Origin of the sequence: Roseovarius sp. TE539 (assembly GCF_003298505.1) — a bacterium.
GTDB lineage: Bacteria > Pseudomonadota > Alphaproteobacteria > Rhodobacterales > Rhodobacteraceae > Roseovarius.
Window position 1 is genome coordinate 85307 of record NZ_QNGB01000004.1, and the last position, 18200, is coordinate 103506.

Sequence of the window (18200 nt, forward strand, 5' to 3'; positions counted from 1 at the left end):
AATGACAGAGACAGAAACCAGCCCCGCCGTCAGCGACGCCGAGATAGACTCGCGAATTGTTTTTCACGAAGCCGAACAGATCATGGAAGCGGATTTTTCGGAGTTTCATTTCCGCGATTCCGAGATCGTGAATCGCTTTTACGACCGGCTGGAAGAACGTATCGCTCGGACCGGAGAGGAGCTTTGGTTTTTTCTTGTCAACCTCAATGGGACCCGCATCGACCCGATCGCATGGACGGCCTATTCCCGCCGCGGCAGGGCACTCAACCTCGCCCATTCGATGGGATCGGTCCGTTTCGATGCCTCCGAGGTGACCCGGCGTCAGATCGAACGCGCGGCGAATACCGAAGCCTTCGATCCAAATCTTTTCACTGACCGCGCCGCTGCGCTTGAACGTATCGCGGAACTGCCCGGCAAGCGGCGCGCAAGAATCACCCATGATCCGAACTACACGCTTTCCGATTTTGTCCGCAGGCTGGCTTTTGACGAGGACAGGGTGATCATGGAAGTGGATTTTTCCCACTTCGTCTTCCACCACAGTCGGGACGTTGACGATTTTTATGATTTCATTGAAGAGCGGATCAAGGAAACGGATCGAAAGTGGTTTTTCCTTGTCAACCTCAACGGGTGCGAGATCCTTCCGGCCGCCTGGGTGCGTTATGCGCACCGCGGCAAGCGGCTCAACGAGGCGGCCTCTTTGGGCAGTGCGCGGTTTGCTGCCGGGTCGGAGACTGAAGAGGATATTCGCTTGCGCGCCGAAACGCAGGGCTTCCGGCCGAATATCCACAACACGAGAAAGGAAGCACTTTCCTTGATCGAGGAAATGCGCGCGGACCTTACCGGCGAATGATCCGGTTTGGCGCTTCGGCGTCTTGTTGCGGAAGTGCCATGCCCCGTACCCGGCCCGAAAGACACCCGCACGGGGCTGTGAATGTGCATGATTGGCCATCGCGGCGCTCCTGATTCAGCTCAGCCAGCGTTTGCGGCGGCGGTAGCTGCGGACGTCGCGGAAACTCTTGCGGCCCTCATCCGACATGCCGAGATAGAATTCCTTCACGTCGGGGTTCTCGCGGAGATCGTCGGCGGGCCCGTCCATCACCACACGCCCCGACTCGAGGATATAGCCGTAATGCGCGAAGCGCAGCGCGACGTTGGTGTTCTGCTCGGCCAGCAGGAAGGTCGCGCCCTCATTCTCGTTGAGGCCCTTCACGATATTGAAAATCTCTTCCACGAGCTGCGGCGCAAGGCCCATCGAGGGTTCGTCCAGAAGTATCGTCTCGGGCCGGCTCATCAGGGCACGGCCGATGGCGAGCATCTGCTGTTCGCCACCCGACGTATAGCCGGCCTGACTTCGCCGACGTTCCTTCAGGCGCGGAAAATAGGAATAGACAAGCTCCAGGTCGGTATTGATATCCGCCTTCGAGGCGCTTCGCGTATAAGCACCGGTCAGAAGGTTTTCCTCGACCGTCAGGTGCTCGAAGCAGTGTCGGCCCTCCATTACCTGTATGACCCCCTTTTTCACCAGATCGGAGGGGGCCAGGTCCTGTATACGTTCACCACGGTACGTGACGGAGCCCTTTGTCACCTCGCCCCGTTCCGATTTCAGGAGGTTCGAGATGGCCTTCAGCGTCGTCGTCTTGCCCGCACCGTTGCCACCAAGAAGGGCGGTGATCCCGCCTTTGGGGACGCTGAGGCTGACGCCCTTTAGAACCAGGATGACGTGATTGTAGATCACCTCGATATTGTTGACCTGAAGAAGCTTTTCTTCGGTACGTCCGGCGTCGAGCATGGTGTATCTCCGTCATGTCCCGAACCTTTCCGGGACCGCTGGAATTCGATGGAGTGGGGCGTGACGCGGCGGCGGAACCGCCGCGCCCGGTATCATGTAGCCCGTCCCTTGGCCGGGCTTGTCCACGCAGCGATCAATCGCAGCGCAGCTCGATGTCGTTCTCCTCGGCGAAGGACATGGAATCTTCCTTGACAAGCTCCTGGATGATCTCCTGGTCCGACTGGTAGTAATCGGTGATCAGCTCGAACTTGCCGGCCTCGGCGTCCCACTGCGAAACCGCGCCAAGGCCATTGCCGCCGTGGTTCTCGCAGGTCACAGTGAACTCGGGGCCGAAGTTGGGAAGGCCGATCGCGGCCATTTTCTCTTCGGTGATCTCCAGGTTCTCCATACCGTCGCGCATTTGCTCGGGCGTGATGGCAGCCACGCCATGCATTTCCTGTGCGGTTTTCACTGCTTCCGCAGCGAGCATAGCAGCGTACATTCCACGGTTGTAGAGCACGCTTCCGATCTGATCACCCGCGCCGGCTGCAAGACCGGCATCGACGACATATTCCTGAATATCATCGTAAACCGGATAATCTCTGCCAAGGTTGTGGAATGTCAGCGCCTTGTAACCATCGGCCCGTTCGCCTGCGGCTTTCACGTCGTTTTCCGATCCGGACCACCAGATGCCGATGAAATTCTCCATTGGAAAACGGATATTCACGGCTTCCTGGATCGCGACCTGGTTCATCACGCCCCATCCCCACATGATCACGTAATCGGGCTTCTCGCGGCGGATCTGCAGCCACTGCGATTTCTGTTCCTGGCCCGGGTGGTCGACCGGTAGAAGCGTCAGGTCATAGCCGTGCTTCTCGCTCAGCTTCTCCAGCGTTCGAATGGGCTCCTTGCCGTAGGCGGAATTGTGGTAGACCAGCGCGATGGTCTTGTCTCCGATGTCACCGTCATTCTGGTTGAGGATATGGGTCACAGCGTGGCTCGCCCCGTCCCAGTAATTCGCCGGGTAGTTGAAAACCCACTTGAACACCGACCCGTTCTTTGCCGACGTGCGGCCGTACCCCATCGTGTGGAGCGGGATGCCGTCCGCCGAAGCCTTCGGGATCAGCTGATAGGTGATGCCCGTGCTGAGCGGCTGGTAGACCAGAGAATCGTCGCCCTTGGTGCCTTCGTAGCACTCGACACCCTTTTCGGTGTTGTACCCGGTTTCACATTCGACAAGATTTATCATCTCTCCGCCAATGCCACCGTCGCGTTCATTGAGCAGCGTGAAGTAATCCTGGTAACCGTCCGAGAACGGGATGCCATTCGCCGCGTAGGGGCCGGTGCGGTAACTTGTGTCGACGATCTTGAGTTCGGCCAGTGCCGGCCCCGCGGCCATCACGGCGGCGGTGACTGCTGTCAGTAGTTTCTGTTTCATCGGTTGATATCCTCCCTTGGTTTCTCCGATGTTCGCGTAGGGCGGGTGCTGAACCCGCCACACCTCTCACCCTGCACCCTAGTGGGGGAAGGGCCAAAGTCTCAGTTTCTCCTTTGTCACCCGCCAGAGCTGTGCCAGCCCGTGCGGCTCCGCCACCAGGAAGGTGACAATGAGTCCGCCGACGATGATGAATTCCAGGTGCGCGGCAAGATCCGTGGGCCAGCCCAGGCCGCCCACCAGCGTGTTCTTCAGCAGCACCGGCAGCAGCACCAGGAAAGCAGCCCCTGCAAAGGAGCCGAAGATCGAGCCGAGCCCGCCGATGATCACCATGAAGAGCACGAGGAAGGACTTGTTGATGCCGAACGCCTCGCCCACCTCGACGGCACCCAGGTAGACCGCGAAGAAAAGCGCGCCCGCGATGCCGACGAAGAAAGAACTGACCGCGAAGGCGCTCAGCTTGGCCTTGAGGGGGTTCACGCCGATGATCTCGGCGGCGATGTCCATGTCCCGGATCGCCATCCATTTCCGCCCGGCCATGCCGCGGGTAAGGTTGCGCGCGATCAGCGCGCTCAGCGTCAGGAAGACGAGACAGAAAAGATACGCCGCCCAGGGCGCGGTTTCCGCCCCGGTCACGGGCACGCCCATGATCGTGCGTTCCGGCGCGCTGATCTGCCCGGAGGCCGAGTAGTTGTAGGTCCACGACCACTTGTTGAAGAGCCAGACGAGGAAGAACTGCGCCGCCAGCGTGGCCACGGCAAGGTAGAACCCCTTGATCCTGAGTGACGGCAGCCCGAACAGAACGCCGACGACGGATGTCACCAGCCCCGCCAGGATGACCGAGAAGAAGATGTTGATCTCGGGCAGGGCGTAGCGGACCCATTCGCCATCCTGCATCAGCCAGATGTCCAAGCCGGTCATGAACTTGTAGCAGGCATAGGCGCCCACGGCCATGAATCCGCCGGTGCCCAGGCTGACCTGCCCGCAATAGCCCACCAGGATATTGAGCCCGATCGCCGCGATGGAATAGATCAGGAAGGGTAGGAAAACCGCGTTGACCCAGTAATCGTTGATCACGAACGGCACCATCGCAAACGCGATCACGAGAACCGCGTAGTAGCGATAGCGATCGAACTTGATCGGGAAGGTCTGGTTGTCGGCTTCGTAGGAGGTCTTGAAATCCCCCGCTTCGCGATAGAACATCTAAAGAACCTCCCCGTGAATCTGTTCGTCTTCGTCCTCGCGTTTTGCTGCGCGGTTGGCCGGTCGCGCATATCCCGTCGCCTCGGAGTGACGCGCCAGCCAGAGATAGGCGGCGATGCCCAGCCCCCCGCCAATGGCAGCGAGTATCGCGGCGGTGATCATCTGGCCCGTGTCCTCCACCCGGGCCGAAAGCGCGAGGTAGCCGAAGGACCAGAACCCGGCCCAGGCAATGACATTGACGATGGCAATGAGCTTCTTCATCCCGTCATACCCTCTCGATGATCTTCTCGCCGAAAAGCCCCTGAGGCCGGAAGACGAGGAAGATCAGTGCCAGCACGTAGGCGAACCAGTTCTCGGTGGCGCCGCCCACCATCGGCCCGATGATGAACTCGAAAAGCTTCTCGCCCACCCCGATGATCAGGCCGCCGACGATGGCGCCGGGTATCGAGGTGAAGCCGCCCAGCATCAGGACGGGCAATGCCTTGAGCGCGATCAGCGAAAGCGAGAACTGCACGCCCGACTTGGTGCCCCACATGATCCCGGCCACCAGCGCCACGAACCCGGCCAGTGACCAGACCATCACCCAGATGAAATTGAGCGAGATGCCGACGCTGAGCGCGGCCTGGTGGTCATCGGCCACCGCACGCATCGCCCGGCCCTGCTTGGTGTATTGCGCGAAGATCACCAGCGCGATCACCAGAAGCGCGGCCACCGCCGTTGCCCAGAGATCGAGATTGTCGATGAAGAATCCGTAGCCGAAGATGTTGTAGGTCACCTCGTCGATGGTACTGTTTATGCCCTGCGGCAGACCTACATCGAGCTTCTTGATGTCGGCGCCCCACATGATGTCACCGAAGCCCTCGAGGAAATAGGCAAGGCCGATCGTGGCCATGAACAGGATGATCGGCTCCTGGTTGACGAGGTGGCGGAAGATGAGTTGGTTGACCAGCCAGGCCAGCGCAACCATCACCACCATCGTCAGCAGGATCGCGGCCACCGCCGGCACGTGCCAGCCAAAATGGTGGATTTCCGTGCCGAATGCGGCGTTGATGAGATGGCTGAAGGGCACCTGTCCCTCCATGATCCCCACCAGCGTGAGAGCGGCGAAAAGTGCCATCACCCCCTGGCTGAAGTTGAAGATGCCCGACGCCTTGAAGATCAGGACGAAACCAAGCGCCACGAGCGCATAAAGCACACCGGCCATGAGGCCGTTCAGGAACACCTCCATTCCCCAGATCAGCTGCTCAGGCATGATGCGCCTCCCCTTGTGTTCCCACGCCCCGGACTTGCAGCGGGGCCTCCCGGTGGTTGAGCTCCCGGGTCGGGCCCGGAACGGGTGATTTGAAATCAGTCATGGGCCACCCCCAGATAGGCGTCGATCACCGCCTGATTGTTGCGCACTTCATCGGGGCTTCCGTCGCCGATCTTCTTGCCGTAATCCATCACCACCACACGGTCACTCAGGTCCATCACGACCCCCATGTCATGTTCGATGAGGGCGATGGTGGTGCCGAATTCGTCATTCACGTCGAGAACGAAGCGTGACATGTCCTCCTTCTCCTCGACATTCATGCCCGCCATGGGCTCATCCAGCAGCAGGATCGAGGGTTCGGCGGCCAGCGCGCGCGCCAATTCCACGCGTTTTTTCAGGCCATAGGGCAGGCGGCCCACCGGCGTCTTGCGGATGTGCTGGATTTCGAGGAAGTCGATGATTTTCTCGACCGCTTCGCGGTTCTCGACCTCCTCCTGCTCCGCCTTGCCCTTCCACAGCGCTTGCGCCAGCAGCCCGGCCTGCATCTGTCGGATGCGGCCCGTCATGATGTTGTCCAGAACGCTCATTCCGTCGAACAGCGCGATGTTCTGAAAGGTGCGGGCGATGCCCTGCCGGGCAACCTGATATGGCTTCATCGGCGGCCGCTTGGCACCCTTGTACCAGACTTCCCCTTCCTGAGGATTGTAGAAACCGGATATGACGTTGAGCATCGAGGACTTGCCGGCCCCGTTGGGCCCGATGATCGCCCGTATCTCGCCCTCGCGGATGTCGAAGCTGATATCCTTGATCGCCACCACCCCGCCGAAGCGCAGGGTGATGTTGTGCATTTCCATCACCACGCCACCGATGTTGCGACCATCCTCGGTGATGTACCCTTCTGTCGCGTCAAGCATGGCGTCTCGCCTTTCTTCTTTTTGCTTTCTTGCTTGGTCTGACAAGACTCATCTTCTTGCGATACTCTCCCACGGGATCATGTTCTCGCTTTAGGCGCGCCACTTTGCGTTTTGCTTTTTCGAAACTTTCAGAGCCTTCAAGACCTTTGGCGGCCAGTTCCTGCATCTCTATCCTAGCCATCGCCAATTGTTTCGACGCCGTCTTCTTCGCGTCTTTTACGTGAGTAAACCTACTCGGTTTCCCAACGCCTTTGAGCTGTTTGATTACAGACTTCGGTTCTTGCCTGCGGCCCAAGCCACGAGTGTCCTTTCGAGCACTTTCGTCCGCCGCATAACCGGCTTGTAAAACACGATTTTTCTTGGAGTTTTTCGACCAATCAAGTTTGCTCATTCCGCTGCCTCCTGTCGGGCCGGGCCGACCGGCACGACCTGTGCATCGCAAACTTTCAGCGTTGCGCTGATGGCGCCCTTGCGTCCGTCCTCGTAGGTCACCTCTGTGGTGGTCGAGACCTCCTCGGATCCGTCATAGAGCGCGGCGATGATGTCTTCGTACTTGTCGGCCACGACCCCGCGGCGCACCTTGCGGGTGCGCGTGATCTCGCCATCGTCGGCGTCGAGTTCCTTGTGGAGGACGGCAAAACGATGAACCTGGCAATGGCTCAGCATCGGGTCCTCCGCAAGGCTGCGGTTCACGTCCTCGACATGCTCGCGCATGGTTTCCAGGACACGGGGATGCCCGGCCAGTTCCTGATACGAGGCATAGCCGATATTGTTCCGCTCGGCCCAGTTGCCGACGGCGTTGAGATCGATGTTGATGAAGGCCGTGCATTCCGAGCGGTTGTTGCCGAACACGACCGCTTCAAGAATGTTGGGGAAGAACTTGAGCTTGTTTTCCACGTATTTCGGCGCGAACAGCTTGCCATCGGCCATCTTTCCGACATCCTTGGCGCGGTCGATGATCCGCAAGTGGCCTGATCCCTCTTCGAAGAAACCTGCATCGCCGGTGGCGACCCAGCCGTTCTCGTCCTTGGTCTTTTTCGTGCTTTCGGCGTTCTTGTAGTAATATTCGAACGTACCCGGCCCGCGATAGAAAACCTCGCCGTCCTCGCTGATCCGGATCTCGACGCCCGGCGCCGCCACGCCCACGGTATCACTTCGGACCTCGCCGTCAGGCTGTAGCGTGATGAAGACCGATGCCTCGGTCTGTCCGTAGAGCTGCTTGAGGTTGATGCCGAGGGACCGGTAGAAATCAAAGATTTCCGGGCCGATCGCCTCGCCGGCCGTATACCCGACACGGACACGCCCTAGGCCCAGAGTATCTTTCAGCGGGCCATAAACCAGAAAACTCCCGATCGTGTATTTCAAACGGTCCCAGGCACTTACGGATTTGCCGTCAAGGATGTCGGGCCCGACCTTGCGGGCATGGGCCATGAAGGTGTCGAACAGCCATTTCTTTAACCGTCCTGCATCTTCCATGCGGATCATCACATTGGTCAGCTGGTTCTCGAAGACGCGCGGCGGAGCGAAATAATAGGTCGGGCCGATTTCGCGCAGATCGGTCTGCATCGTGTCGGCGCTTTCGGGGCAGTTGACGCAGAAACCGCACCAATAGGCCTGTCCGATCGAGAAGATGAAATCACCCACCCATGCCATTGGCAGGTAGGCCAGTACCTCCTCGCCCTGTTGAAGGTTGTCGAATTCGGCCGATGATCTGGATGCCTCGATGATGTTGCGATTCGAAAGCACCACGCCCTTGGGATTGCCGGTTGTGCCAGACGTGTAAAGCATCACGCAGACGCTGTCATAATCGAGCTTTCCGCGCCGCGCCGTGAGGTCCTCGATGAATTCGTAGTAGGCCGCGCGCCCCTGCTCCTGAATGTCGACGAAGCGGTGCAGCTTGTGGTGATCGTATTTCCGCATGCCACGGGGATCGACATAGATCATGTGCTCGAATTGATGCAGCCGTTCCTGGATCTCGATGACCTTGTCGACCTGTTCCTGATCCTCGACAACGGCGAAGCGCGCGCCGCAATGGTCCATGACAAAGGCCATTTCCTCGGCGGCAGCGTCCTGATAGAGCGGCACCGGGATCGCACCGACCGATTGCGCGGCGACGATCGTCCAGTAGAAACAGGGGCGATTGCGCCCGATGATGGCGATGAAATCACCTTCCTGGACGCCGAGATTGATGAAACCGAGTGCCAGAGATTCGATCTCTTTCTCGGTTTCAGACCAGGTCCAGCACTGCCAGATCCCGAATTCCTTCTCCCGGTAGGCGGGCTTGCCGCCGAACTCGGACGCGTTGCGCTGCAAAAGCGCCGGCACGGACTCAAGCCCGCCGGTCGCCTGTGACGACTGTGCCAAGTTTTCTCCTCCCGTTTGCCCGCTGTGCGGGCCCGAACGCCCGATGGGCGATTCCCTGTACATCCACAGTGCGCCGCTCACGCTGTCGGTCAACTCTTTCGTGAAGATTGCCCAATCCTTACAAAATGTAACAAGTTGCAGTCAGGACTTTCCGGCGCCACGCACCGGTGCTAGCGAGGTTCGGGGGAAGAGCAGATGCAATCCACGCGCCCAGACACCGACGCCATGACAATGGCCGGGCTGAACCTGATACAGCAGGCCCTGACGATCTATGATCGTGATCTGCGCCTTGCGGTCTGCAACCGGCGCTTCCAGGAAATGTTCGATCTGCCCGACCGTCTGGTGACGCCCGGCGCGGATTTTGCCGACACGATCCGCTACCTCGCGGAGCGCGGAGATTACGGGCATGTCGGCGATCTGCAAGAGTTCGTGGACGTGCGTGTGCGTCAGGCCCGCGCGTTCGAGCCTCATTACATGGAACGCACCCGTGCGAACGGCCGCACGATCAGCGTCGAGGGGTCGCCGCTGCCGCAGGGTGGTTGGGTCACTGTCTATACGGACATCACACGCACCAAACGGCAGGAAACCCTGTTGCGTGCCCGATCGGAAGAACTTTCGGATCAGCTTCTGAACTATTCCGAGGAACTTGCCGCAGCCAACCGCGAGCTTTCGGCCACCATTACCGCGCTTGAAGAGGCAAAGCGACAATTGACGGCCTCCGAGGCGCGCACAAGGCTCACGACCGAGATGATGCCGGCCCATATCGCCCATGTGGATGCCGATCGCCGCTATACCTATTCGAACCGCCGGCTAACAACGGTGATGCCCGGCTCGAAATCCGATCTCATCGGCGTCCACGCGGCCGAGGTTCTTGGTCCGCAGCCATGGTCCGTCATCAGCCCGCATCTCGACAAGGCCTATGCCGGTGAGCCGTCCGTGTTCGAGTTTACGCATGATCCCAGCTCACGGCGCATCCGCGTGGCGCTCACGCCCGATCACAGCGATGGTGGCGTCTATATCCTGTCGATGGACATCACCGAGGAAAGCCAGACCCGCGCCGCCCTGCAACAGACACGGCGCAGGGAGATGGCGGCGCAGCTGACCTCGGGGCTGGCGCATGATTTCTCCAACCTGCTGACGATCATTCTGGGGATGCAATCCAAGCTGCGCCGCATGGACCTGCCGGCCGAGGCCGATGAATTGATCGGCGCCACGCTTGCCGCCGCCCGCCGGGGTGGCGGGCTTTTGAATCGCATCGCGGACATGACCGGCCCGCGTGAGCACATGCCCGCGCCGGTGGATCTTGCAGGGTTCCTGTCCGATCTGGAAACATTGGCGCGCTCCACCCTGCCAGAGGGGATGAGCCTTGAAATCAGCAATCTCGCCGGTGCCGGTTCCTATCTCCTTGATGCCGGCATGTTGCAGGATTCGCTTCTGAATCTGGTGCTGAACGCACGCGATGCATGCGGGCCGCGGGGCCGGATCGAGATCACGGCGCGCATCATTCGCGACACCTGGTTCGAATTCGTGGTGTCGGATACCGGAACCGGGTTTTCGGATCAGGCGCTTTCGCACGCCCTCGATCCCTTCTTCACGACCAAGGGCGGAGAGGGATCGGGCCTCGGGTTGTCGATGGTCTACGACATGACGAAGCTGGCCGGCGGGCATGTCAACCTTGCCAACACGGACAGTGGCGGACGGGTGGTGCTGCGTCTGCCGTTCCGGCCCGCCACGCCCGGCGGCGCCCCCGGGATGGTGCTTGTGGTCGAGGACAGTCCGGATCTGCGCGGCGCCGTGCGCGACATGTTGCGCGACGCGGGTCATAGTGTTGTCGAGGCCGACAACGTCGGGGAGGCGCTGGCGCTGCTTGCCGACCTTCCACAGGTATCCGCCGTGCTGTCGGACATCGTTCTGGAAGGCGGTGAAACCGGGTTGGACCTTCTGGATCGCATGCCCGAAGATCATTGCCCGGCCTACCTCATGACGTCGCTGCCCGCGGATGATCCCCGGCACGTGGCGGCACTGGGGCGGGCGCCGGTTTTGCGCAAGCCTTTCTCAGCGCAGGATTTGCACGCTTTCCTGGGGCACACCGCCGGGGTCGCGTCGTGACCGCGCCCCTTGTCAGCATCCTGGATGACGAGCCGGCGATCCGCGCAATGCTGGCCGATGCGCTGGAAGAGGCCGGCTTTCGGACCCGGACGTTCAACCGGGCGACCGAATTCGAGGCGTCCCTTCGGACGACCACACCCGACGTGTGCCTGGTTGATCTGTCGCTTCCCGACCGTGACGGACTGACCCTGGTTCATCGTCTTGCGCTGGAACAGGGGGCCACGGTCATCATCATCTCGGGTCGGGCACAGGTGCAGGACCGCGTGACAGGGCTTGAGCTGGGTGCCGACGACTACATCATCAAACCCTTCGACCCGGCCGAGGTGGTGGCGCGGATCCGGGCACGCCTGCGGCGTGGCGCGTCTGCGCCGCAAACAGGCGAGACGGCTCACTTCAACGGCTGGACCGCCCATTTCGACCGTTATGCCCTGGAGGACGAAAGCGGCACCGAAACCCCGTTCTCCCACGCCGAGGGAGAGGTGCTGCGTCTTTTTCTGGAACGGCCCAAAAGACTGATTTCGCGGCAGGCAATGCAGGAGGTGCTGGGCGGCGCGGCCGGCGAAACCTTCGACAGGGCCATGGATGTGCGCATATCGCGCCTGCGCACCAAGCTGCGTGAGGATCCGAAAAGCCCGCGCCTGATCAAGACCATCTATGGCGCGGGCTACATCTTTCTCGGGGATGTCAGCTGGGATTGACCCGGGTGTCAGATGCGCAAGAACGGTTGTGCGATCCGCGGCATCAGCCCCTTGAACTTCAACGGTGCCTCAGTGGCCGCAAGGCAGATGCAATCCTCGCCGATATCGGCCACCGGCGTATGGTTCACTTTTTCGTCGGCGACCTCCACATCACCGCGGGCAAAGCGGTCCTGATCGTCGATGAAGGCGCCCTTCAGGACCAGGGTGATCTCGGTCCCGGTATGGCCGTGATCAGGCATCGCCACCCCGGCGGGGATATGAAGCAGCCGGACTTCGGCGTCGCCGACGGTAGGGAGTATCGCCTGTTTAACCCCCATGCCGATCGGGCGCCATTTGACATCGTCAAGTCCGCCGCCGACGTAATCGCGCACCGGCGCGGGGAAGACATCGTCGGTCGATCCCACCTGGCAGGGCGCCGTGGCGCCCCGTGCCTCCTCCGAACCGGCGATCAGGGCCAGTGTCGCTTCAAGGCTTCCGGGCTCCATGGTGGCTGTTTCACTCTCGTCGAGCAACGCGCCACCAACCGTATCATACGCACCCAGCCGTGCGCGGCATTCGTCGCACATCGAAACATGCGTTGCCACCGCCAGGCTGAACGCTTCGGGCAATGTGCCGGCGGAATACGCCATCAAAAGCGCATCGGTAAGATGGTGGTTTATCATGTCGGTCATACTGGTCATCACTTCATTGCGTGGCGCAGCCGGTCCAGCGCCAGACGGATTCGGGATTTGATCGTGCCAAGTGGCAGGCCCGTCTGCTCGGCAATCTCGGAATGGCTGAGATCCCCGAAATAGGCCTTTTCAATCAATGCTCTCTGTTTTTCCGGCAGCGCCGTCATGGCTTCTGCCAACTTCTCGCTTTCCTGTTGCAGGGCAAGGATCTCTGCCTGGTCAGGGCTTTCGTCCGGCCCCCAAATCACCTCTTCCGGTTCCGGCCGGCGCGCCTTGCGCAAGGCATCTATCTTGCGGTTTCTGGCGATGGTGAAGATCCATGTCGCCGCACTGGCCCGAGCCGGGTCGAATAGATGCGCCTTTTGCCAAAGCGTCGCCATCACCTCCTGGGTGCATTCTTCCGCCATGGCCGCGTCCGCGCCCGACCGCATAAGGAAGGCTTTGACCCTTGGTGCGAAATGCGCGAAGAGACGGGCGAAGGCAGCCTTGTCCTGCGCGTCCCTCACCCGTGCGATGCACGTTACCCATTCGGTGTTTTCCTCGTTCTTCGCCGTCATCACTCGGTCTGATCCCACCCCCGTTGCGGATTTGGGCTTTGCCCTAGCACAGCCCGCAAACACAGGCGAGGGGACCGGGCGAGCAATGACGTCGGGTTCTTGCAACATGTAACGTCTACGGCCCGCTTCGCCCGGCGGATCACCTGCCGACCGATTTATTTTGTCATCCGCTGCGGCTTGCGGCGCGTAGAAACCCCAGACGCAATGAAAAGAAACGGTCAAAACACCATGCCATTCGACTCCATGCCGCCCCCGCGCCAGCGTATCGCCGTGATCGGTGCCGGCATTTCCGGAATGGGGGCGGCGCACATGCTGGCGGACACCCATGACGTGACACTGTTCGAAGCTGAAAACCGGCTTGGCGGTCATGCCCGCACGGTTATCGCCGGGAAACGCGGCGATCAGCCGGTCGATACCGGTTTCATCGTTTTCAACTATGCCAATTATCCACACCTGGCACGCCTTTTCGACAGGCTGGACGTGCCCGTCGTCAAGAGCGACATGAGCTTCGGCGCCTCGATCCGTGGCGGGGCACTGGAATATGGCCTTGCCAGCGTGAACGCGATATTCGCGCAGCGCCGCAACGTTCTGAACCCCAGCTTTCTTGGCATGCTGCGCGATGTGATGCGGTTCAATGCCCGTGCGTTGCGCCACACCAGCGATCCCGATCAGACGATCGGCGAGTTTCTCGGCGGCATGGGCCTCGGGCCATGGTTCCGCGATTATTACCTGTACCCGCTGACCGGCGCGATATGGTCCACGCCCAAGACAAAGATGGGCGATTTCCCGGCCCACGCGATGATCCGATTCATGGAGAACCATGCCCTGCTCAACCATACCGGCCAGCATCAGTGGTACACTGTGGCGGGCGGTTCTGTCTCGTATGTGGATCGCCTCGGCGATGACATGAGACGGCTTGGAGTCACCCTGAGGCTCGGGTGCCCGGTCAGCGGTGTGCGGCGTGGCCCATCCGACGTGGCCGTGCGGGCGCACGGCGGAGACTGGGAAGAATTTGACGAGGTCGTCTTCGCCACCCATTCCGACGACAGCCTGCGCATGCTGAGTGACGCCACCCCGCACGAGCGGGCCGACCTCGGTGCAATACGCTACCAGCCCAATGACATCGTGCTTCACGCCGATGCAAGCGTGATGCCCCGTCGTCGCGCGGTGTGGTCCTCGTGGAACTATACCGAGGCCGAGGCCCGACGCGACGGGCAGATCGACCTTACCTACTGGATGAACCGGCTTCAGCCGATCCCGCAGGATGATCTCCACTTCGTGACTCTCAACACGAACCGCACGATCCGCGAAGAGCTGATCTATGATCAGGTGACGCTGCGCCATCCCGTTTACGACCTGCCCGCACTGGCAGCACAGCAACGGGTGCGGGCCTCGAACGGTCGCGACCGGACCTGGTTCTGCGGTGCTTGGCTCAAGCACGGCTTTCACGAGGACGGGCTGTCCAGCGCGGTCGATGTGGTGCATGGCCTTACCGGCGGCGCGGACAGGACCGCGACGGCACCGCGCGCCGCATGAGGACCGTTGATCATATCGCCGGCCACACGTGGCACGGGCGCAAGGGCGCGATTGAGAACGCGTTCCGCTACGGTGTCGATTACGTGCTCCTCGACGCCGAGGCGGACCCGGAATGCCCGCGCCTTTTCGGCCGCAACCGGGCCGCGCTGGCATCGGTGCGCGACCAAGATCACGGCGGCCCTCCGGGTATGGGGCGCGGCCCGCTCTGGGTGCGCGAGGTGCTTCGGACGCATGGCCTTCCAGCTCCAGCACGGATCGAGCTTCTGACCCAGCCGCGCATACTGGGGCATGTATTCAACCCGGTTTCGTTCTGGATCTGCCGCGACGAACAGGGCGCGCTGCGATCAGTCATCTCCGAGGTCACCAATACCTTCGGCGATCGCCATTCCTACCTTTGTCACCGCCCCGACATGGCGCCGATCACGGCCGATGACCGGCTGTACGCAGCCAAGCTGCTTCACGTATCGCCGTTCCAGAAGGTCGAGGGCGGTTACGAGTTCCGGTTTGATCTGAGATCCGACCGCATCGGCATCTGGATCGATTTCACCGGGGGCAACGGGGGCGTGATCGCCACCCTCGTCGGTCCGCGCGCGCGGCTCAGCAATGCCGGGTTGCTGCGCGCCGTTCTGCGCCGTCCCCTGGGTTCGCGCCGGGTTCTGGCGCTGATTCACTGGCAGGCACTCAAGCTGTGGTGGAAGGGTGCGCGCTATCGTCCACGGCCCGAGGCGCCCGCGCAGGAGGTGAGCCATTGACGGCAGCGCCGCGCCTTCCGGCATATGCGCTGTTCGCGGGGTTGCTGGCGTCTGCGGGATTGCCGCTGTATATCCATGCGCCGAAGTTCTATGTCGACGAATACGGTGTGTCCCTGGCTGCGCTCGGCACCGTTCTCTTCGGACTCCGCTTGCTGGATGTCCTTCAGGACCCGCTTCTCGGACGTTTGGCGGACCGTCTGCGATTGCGGCGCGGAGCCTCCGTTGCCGTCGCGGTGGTGGCCATGGCGGCGGCGATGGTGGGCCTGTTCGCCGTGACACCACCGATAGAGCCCCTCGCCTGGTTCGCGGTGATGCTCACGATCGTTTTCTCCGCTTTCAGTTATCTTACGGTCTGCTTTTACGCGCAGGGCGTGACCGCGGCGGTGACGCTTCAGGGCAAGGGGCATCTGCGCCTTGCACGCTGGCGCGAAAGCGGTGCCTTGCTGGGGATATGCGCCGCCGCGGTGGCGCCGCTGGCGCTTGGTGGCCACGGCGGATTTGCCATCGGCTTTGCACTGCTTGCGATTGCCGCGCTGGCGGTGATGCGGCGGGAATGGCGCGCCGCCCCGGTGGCCGGAGCCGGGTTCCTGCCCGTCCTGCGCGACAGGATCGCGCGGCGTCTCCTGGTGATCGCGATGGTCAACGCGGCGCCGGTGGCCGTCAGTTCGACCCTCTTTCTCTTCTTTGTCGAAAGCCGCTTGAAAGCGCCCGGTCTCGAGGGGCCGTTCCTTCTACTGTTTTTCCTTTCGGCGGCCTTTGCGGCGCCGTTATGGGGACGGGCTGCCGAACATGCCGGCGCCCGCCGCGTGCTTCTGTCCGGGATGGTCCTGTCGATCGCGGCCTTCGGAGCGGCGGTGACGCTGGGGCCGGGCGACACCTGGGCCTTCGGGGTGATCTGTGTGGCATCCGGTGCGGCACTGGGTGCGGACATGACGCTTTTGCCGGCCCTCTTTGCCCGCCGCATGGCGCGTGTCTCTCCCGGGGCGAGCGAGGCTTTCGGCCTCTGGTCCTTCGTGTCCAAGTTCACCCTGGCATTCGCGGCGGTGGCGCTTCTGCCCCTGCTCGAGTCGGGTGGCTTTCGCGCTGGCGGGTCCAATGATGCGGAGGCTCTGCTCCTCCTGAGCCTGCTTTACGGGGCCGTGCCCTGTCTTCTCAAGGCCGTGGCCATCGCGCTTCTGGCGACACTGAAACTCGACGACACGGAGGACGGCGCATGACCGCGGCTTCATTCCTTGCAACCGGCGCCCTGGCGATGCTGGGTCTCGTGTGGCTGCGTGAATACCTGGCAGGGTTCTCCGCGCAGCGGCCGCGGCATTACGCCGACGCGACACCGCAATTCGATCTGATCCGCCATCTGAACGGCCCGATGATCTGCGAAGGGGTCATCTACGGGCCCACTGGACGGGTCGCATCACGGTTCACGGGAAGGTTCAACGCCGAATGGACCGGCAATCGCGGCGTGATGACAGAACATTTCATCTATGACAGTGGTGAAACCCAGGATCGTGCGTGGCATCTGGAACTGGGCAACGACGGGGCAATCCGGGCCGAGGCCGCGGACGTGGAGGGCACCGGGCAGGGGCGGCAGTCGGGCCCGACGGTGCAGTTGCGCTATCGGCTGCGCCTGCCGCGGGAGTCCGGCGGTCACGTCCTTGATGCCAATGACTGGATGTATCTGGCGCCCAATGGCACGATCGTGAACCGGAGCCAGTTCCGCAAGTTCGGCATCAAGGTCGCGGAACTTGTCGCGACGATGCGCAGGGTGGACGCGTCATGACCGGGTGGATCGGAAAAAGATACTGGCTCGTGGGTGCAAGCGAGGGGCTGGGCGCCGCGCTGGCCCGCCGCATCAGTGCCGCCGGTGCCGAGGTGATCCTGTCGGCCCGCGATGCCGACAAGCTGCATCAGCTGGCCGAATCCCTGCCCGGGCGAACCCGGGTCGTGCCGGTGGATGTGGCCAGCGACCAAAGCGTTGCCACCGCGGCGGCCCAGGTGGGCCAGGTTGACGGGCTGGTGTACCTCGCCGGCGTCTATTGGCCAATGTCTTCGGTGAACTGGAACGCTGAACAGGTCACCGCAATGGCTGATATCAACTTCACGGGCGCGATGCGCGTGATCGGTGCTGCCCTGCCGGCGATGGTGGACCGTGATTCGGGGCATGTCGTGCTGACAGGATCCCTATCGGGCTTTCGCGGTCTGCCCGGCGCGATCGGCTATTGCGCGTCCAAGGCCGGGATCATGGCGCTTGCGGAATCGATGCGGGCGGACCTTTGGCGCACCGGTGTGCGGGTGCAACTCGCCAATCCCGGCTTCATCAAGACCCGGCTCACCGACAAGAACGAGTTTCACATGCCTTTCCTGATGACCCCGGAAACGGCCGCCCGGCAGATGTTCGAGCTGATGTGTGACGAACGCGCTTTCCAACGTCATTTCCCGGCCGGTTTCAGCCTTGTGTTCCGCATGTCGCGGTTTCTGCCGGACTGGATCTATTACCGTCTTTTTGCGTAGGATCAAGGAACGGGGCTGCGCGGTGGACCAAAGCTGTGCTAGGATCACGTGCCAGGGGGAGTTGCGCTCATGCTCGAAATCAGCACATACAAGATCGCTCAGGTCATACTGATGGCGCGGGAACTCGATCGCGCCGAAGGAGAGTTGCGGGCCTTCATCGACCGGCTCGACGAGGAGGAGCAGATCAGCCTGGTCGCGCTGATGTGGATCGGCCGCGAAAGTTTCGCCGCCGATGAACTGCAGGAGGCCAAGGCCACCGCCCGTGCGGAGGCCACGACGCCGACCGCGGATTACCTCCTGGGGACGCCGCATCTTTCCGATCATCTCGAGAATGGTCTTGATGAGCTGGGCATTTCCGTGGTGGACGAAGAGGACGAATTGGTGCGTGGCGGCTGAGAGGTCGATGCCACCCCGGGGCATGGTCCTGCGTTGC

19 protein-coding genes are annotated in these 18200 nt (G+C 61.8%); 9 read left to right on the forward strand and 10 right to left on the reverse strand.

Going from position 1 to position 18200, the window contains the following annotated elements:
• Position 1: 1 nt before the first annotated feature.
• Positions 2 to 850, forward strand: coding sequence for a hypothetical protein (locus DQW77_RS03955; RefSeq protein ID WP_113256895.1), 849 nt, complete (start codon positions 2 to 4; stop codon positions 848 to 850).
• A gap of 114 nt (positions 851 to 964) precedes the next feature.
• Here the strand turns inward: DQW77_RS03955 and DQW77_RS03960 are convergent, their stop codons facing one another.
• From DQW77_RS03960 to DQW77_RS03990, 8 genes are all read right to left on the reverse strand, one after another.
• Positions 965 to 1789, reverse strand: a complete 825-nt coding sequence (locus DQW77_RS03960; RefSeq protein ID WP_113256896.1) for an ABC transporter ATP-binding protein — start codon at positions 1787 to 1789, stop codon at positions 965 to 967.
• Between the two features lie 133 nt (positions 1790 to 1922).
• Positions 1923 to 3206 (reverse strand): ABC transporter substrate-binding protein, encoded by a 1284-nt coding sequence (locus tag DQW77_RS03965; RefSeq protein ID WP_113256897.1) that lies wholly within the window; start codon positions 3204 to 3206, stop codon positions 1923 to 1925.
• Positions 3207 to 3284: 78 nt separating this feature from the next.
• On the reverse strand, positions 3285 to 4406 hold the full coding sequence (locus tag DQW77_RS03970; RefSeq protein ID WP_113256898.1) for a branched-chain amino acid ABC transporter permease: 1122 nt from the start codon (positions 4404 to 4406) through the stop codon (positions 3285 to 3287).
• A complete protein-coding gene (locus DQW77_RS03975; protein ID WP_113256899.1) occupies positions 4407 to 4667 on the reverse strand; it encodes a hypothetical protein in 261 nt (86 codons plus the stop codon).
• A 4-nt stretch (positions 4668 to 4671) separates the two neighbouring features.
• Positions 4672 to 5658, reverse strand: coding sequence for a branched-chain amino acid ABC transporter permease (locus DQW77_RS03980; protein WP_113256900.1), 987 nt, complete (start codon positions 5656 to 5658; stop codon positions 4672 to 4674).
• 95 nt (positions 5659 to 5753) lie between these two features.
• Entirely contained in the window at positions 5754 to 6572 is an 819-nt protein-coding gene (locus tag DQW77_RS03985; RefSeq protein ID WP_113256901.1) for an ABC transporter ATP-binding protein, read from the reverse strand.
• Complete coding sequence (locus tag DQW77_RS17995) at positions 6565 to 6963, reverse strand: hypothetical protein (protein ID WP_147094923.1); 399 nt, start codon at positions 6961 to 6963, stop codon at positions 6565 to 6567. Before DQW77_RS17995 ends, DQW77_RS03985 begins: the two co-directional genes overlap by 8 nt.
• Positions 6960 to 8936 carry an AMP-binding protein gene (locus DQW77_RS03990; RefSeq protein WP_258523661.1) on the reverse strand — a complete coding sequence of 659 codons (1977 nt, stop codon included), beginning with the start codon at positions 8934 to 8936 and terminating at the stop codon, positions 6960 to 6962. The genes DQW77_RS17995 and DQW77_RS03990 overlap by 4 nt, the downstream gene beginning before the upstream one ends.
• 195 nt (positions 8937 to 9131) lie before the next feature.
• On the opposite strand from DQW77_RS03990, the gene DQW77_RS03995 reads away from it, so the two are divergent.
• Together DQW77_RS03995 and DQW77_RS04000 are read left to right on the forward strand one after the other, a co-directional pair.
• Complete coding sequence (locus DQW77_RS03995; protein WP_113256903.1) at positions 9132 to 11045, forward strand: PAS-domain containing protein; 1914 nt, start codon at positions 9132 to 9134, stop codon at positions 11043 to 11045.
• Positions 11042 to 11743, forward strand: coding sequence for a response regulator transcription factor (locus DQW77_RS04000; protein WP_113256904.1), 702 nt, complete (start codon positions 11042 to 11044; stop codon positions 11741 to 11743). The genes DQW77_RS03995 and DQW77_RS04000 overlap by 4 nt, the downstream gene beginning before the upstream one ends.
• 8 nt (positions 11744 to 11751) lie before the next feature.
• Here the strand turns inward: DQW77_RS04000 and DQW77_RS04005 are convergent, their stop codons facing one another.
• Positions 11752 to 12414: a ChrR family anti-sigma-E factor gene (locus tag DQW77_RS04005; protein ID WP_113257002.1), complete on the reverse strand. Its 663-nt coding sequence runs from the start codon at positions 12412 to 12414 to the stop codon at positions 11752 to 11754.
• 8 nt (positions 12415 to 12422) lie between these two features.
• Entirely contained in the window at positions 12423 to 12971 is a 549-nt protein-coding gene (locus tag DQW77_RS04010) for a sigma-70 family RNA polymerase sigma factor (RefSeq protein WP_220124943.1), read from the reverse strand.
• A gap of 228 nt (positions 12972 to 13199) precedes the next feature.
• Here DQW77_RS04010 and DQW77_RS04015 point away from each other — a divergent pair, with 228 nt between their 5' ends.
• The 6 genes from DQW77_RS04015 (at position 13200) to DQW77_RS04040 (ending at position 18163) form a co-directional block, all read left to right on the forward strand.
• On the forward strand, positions 13200 to 14507 hold the full coding sequence (locus DQW77_RS04015) for an NAD(P)/FAD-dependent oxidoreductase (RefSeq protein ID WP_113257003.1): 1308 nt from the start codon (positions 13200 to 13202) through the stop codon (positions 14505 to 14507).
• Complete coding sequence (locus tag DQW77_RS04020) at positions 14504 to 15259, forward strand: DUF1365 domain-containing protein (protein WP_113256906.1); 756 nt, start codon at positions 14504 to 14506, stop codon at positions 15257 to 15259. The genes DQW77_RS04015 and DQW77_RS04020 overlap by 4 nt, the downstream gene beginning before the upstream one ends.
• The gene (locus DQW77_RS04025) at positions 15256 to 16476 is read left to right on the forward strand and encodes an MFS transporter (protein ID WP_113256907.1); all 1221 of its coding nucleotides are present in this window, start codon (positions 15256 to 15258) and stop codon (positions 16474 to 16476) included. The genes DQW77_RS04020 and DQW77_RS04025 overlap by 4 nt, the downstream gene beginning before the upstream one ends.
• On the forward strand, positions 16473 to 17036 hold the full coding sequence (locus tag DQW77_RS04030) for a DUF3833 domain-containing protein (protein ID WP_113256908.1): 564 nt from the start codon (positions 16473 to 16475) through the stop codon (positions 17034 to 17036). Before DQW77_RS04025 ends, DQW77_RS04030 begins: the two co-directional genes overlap by 4 nt.
• Positions 17033 to 17767, forward strand: a complete 735-nt coding sequence (locus tag DQW77_RS04035) for an SDR family oxidoreductase (protein WP_113256909.1) — start codon at positions 17033 to 17035, stop codon at positions 17765 to 17767. The genes DQW77_RS04030 and DQW77_RS04035 overlap by 4 nt, the downstream gene beginning before the upstream one ends.
• Before the next feature lie 69 nt (positions 17768 to 17836).
• Positions 17837 to 18163, forward strand: coding sequence for a DUF3775 domain-containing protein (locus DQW77_RS04040; RefSeq protein ID WP_113256910.1), 327 nt, complete (start codon positions 17837 to 17839; stop codon positions 18161 to 18163).
• Positions 18164 to 18200 lie beyond the last annotated feature (37 nt).

Coding starts and splice junctions, on each gene's coding strand:
- DQW77_RS03955 (WP_113256895.1), top strand. CDS start 2: ATGACAGAGACAGAAACCAGCCCCGCCGTCAGCGACGCCGAGATAGAC.
- DQW77_RS03960 (WP_113256896.1), bottom strand. CDS start 1,789: ATGCTCGACGCCGGACGTACCGAAGAAAAGCTTCTTCAGGTCAACAAT.
- DQW77_RS03965 (WP_113256897.1), bottom strand. CDS start 3,206: ATGAAACAGAAACTACTGACAGCAGTCACCGCCGCCGTGATGGCCGCG.
- DQW77_RS03970 (WP_113256898.1), bottom strand. CDS start 4,406: ATGTTCTATCGCGAAGCGGGGGATTTCAAGACCTCCTACGAAGCCGAC.
- DQW77_RS03975 (WP_113256899.1), bottom strand. CDS start 4,667: ATGAAGAAGCTCATTGCCATCGTCAATGTCATTGCCTGGGCCGGGTTC.
- DQW77_RS03980 (WP_113256900.1), bottom strand. CDS start 5,658: ATGCCTGAGCAGCTGATCTGGGGAATGGAGGTGTTCCTGAACGGCCTC.
- DQW77_RS03985 (WP_113256901.1), bottom strand. CDS start 6,572: ATGCTTGACGCGACAGAAGGGTACATCACCGAGGATGGTCGCAACATC.
- DQW77_RS17995 (WP_147094923.1), bottom strand. CDS start 6,963: ATGAGCAAACTTGATTGGTCGAAAAACTCCAAGAAAAATCGTGTTTTA.
- DQW77_RS03995 (WP_113256903.1), top strand. CDS start 9,132: ATGCAATCCACGCGCCCAGACACCGACGCCATGACAATGGCCGGGCTG.
- DQW77_RS04005 (WP_113257002.1), bottom strand. CDS start 12,414: ATGACCGACATGATAAACCACCATCTTACCGATGCGCTTTTGATGGCG.
- DQW77_RS04010 (WP_220124943.1), bottom strand. CDS start 12,971: ATGACGGCGAAGAACGAGGAAAACACCGAATGGGTAACGTGCATCGCA.
- DQW77_RS04015 (WP_113257003.1), top strand. CDS start 13,200: ATGCCATTCGACTCCATGCCGCCCCCGCGCCAGCGTATCGCCGTGATC.
- DQW77_RS04020 (WP_113256906.1), top strand. CDS start 14,504: ATGAGGACCGTTGATCATATCGCCGGCCACACGTGGCACGGGCGCAAG.
- DQW77_RS04030 (WP_113256908.1), top strand. CDS start 16,473: ATGACCGCGGCTTCATTCCTTGCAACCGGCGCCCTGGCGATGCTGGGT.
- DQW77_RS04035 (WP_113256909.1), top strand. CDS start 17,033: ATGACCGGGTGGATCGGAAAAAGATACTGGCTCGTGGGTGCAAGCGAG.
- DQW77_RS04040 (WP_113256910.1), top strand. CDS start 17,837: ATGCTCGAAATCAGCACATACAAGATCGCTCAGGTCATACTGATGGCG.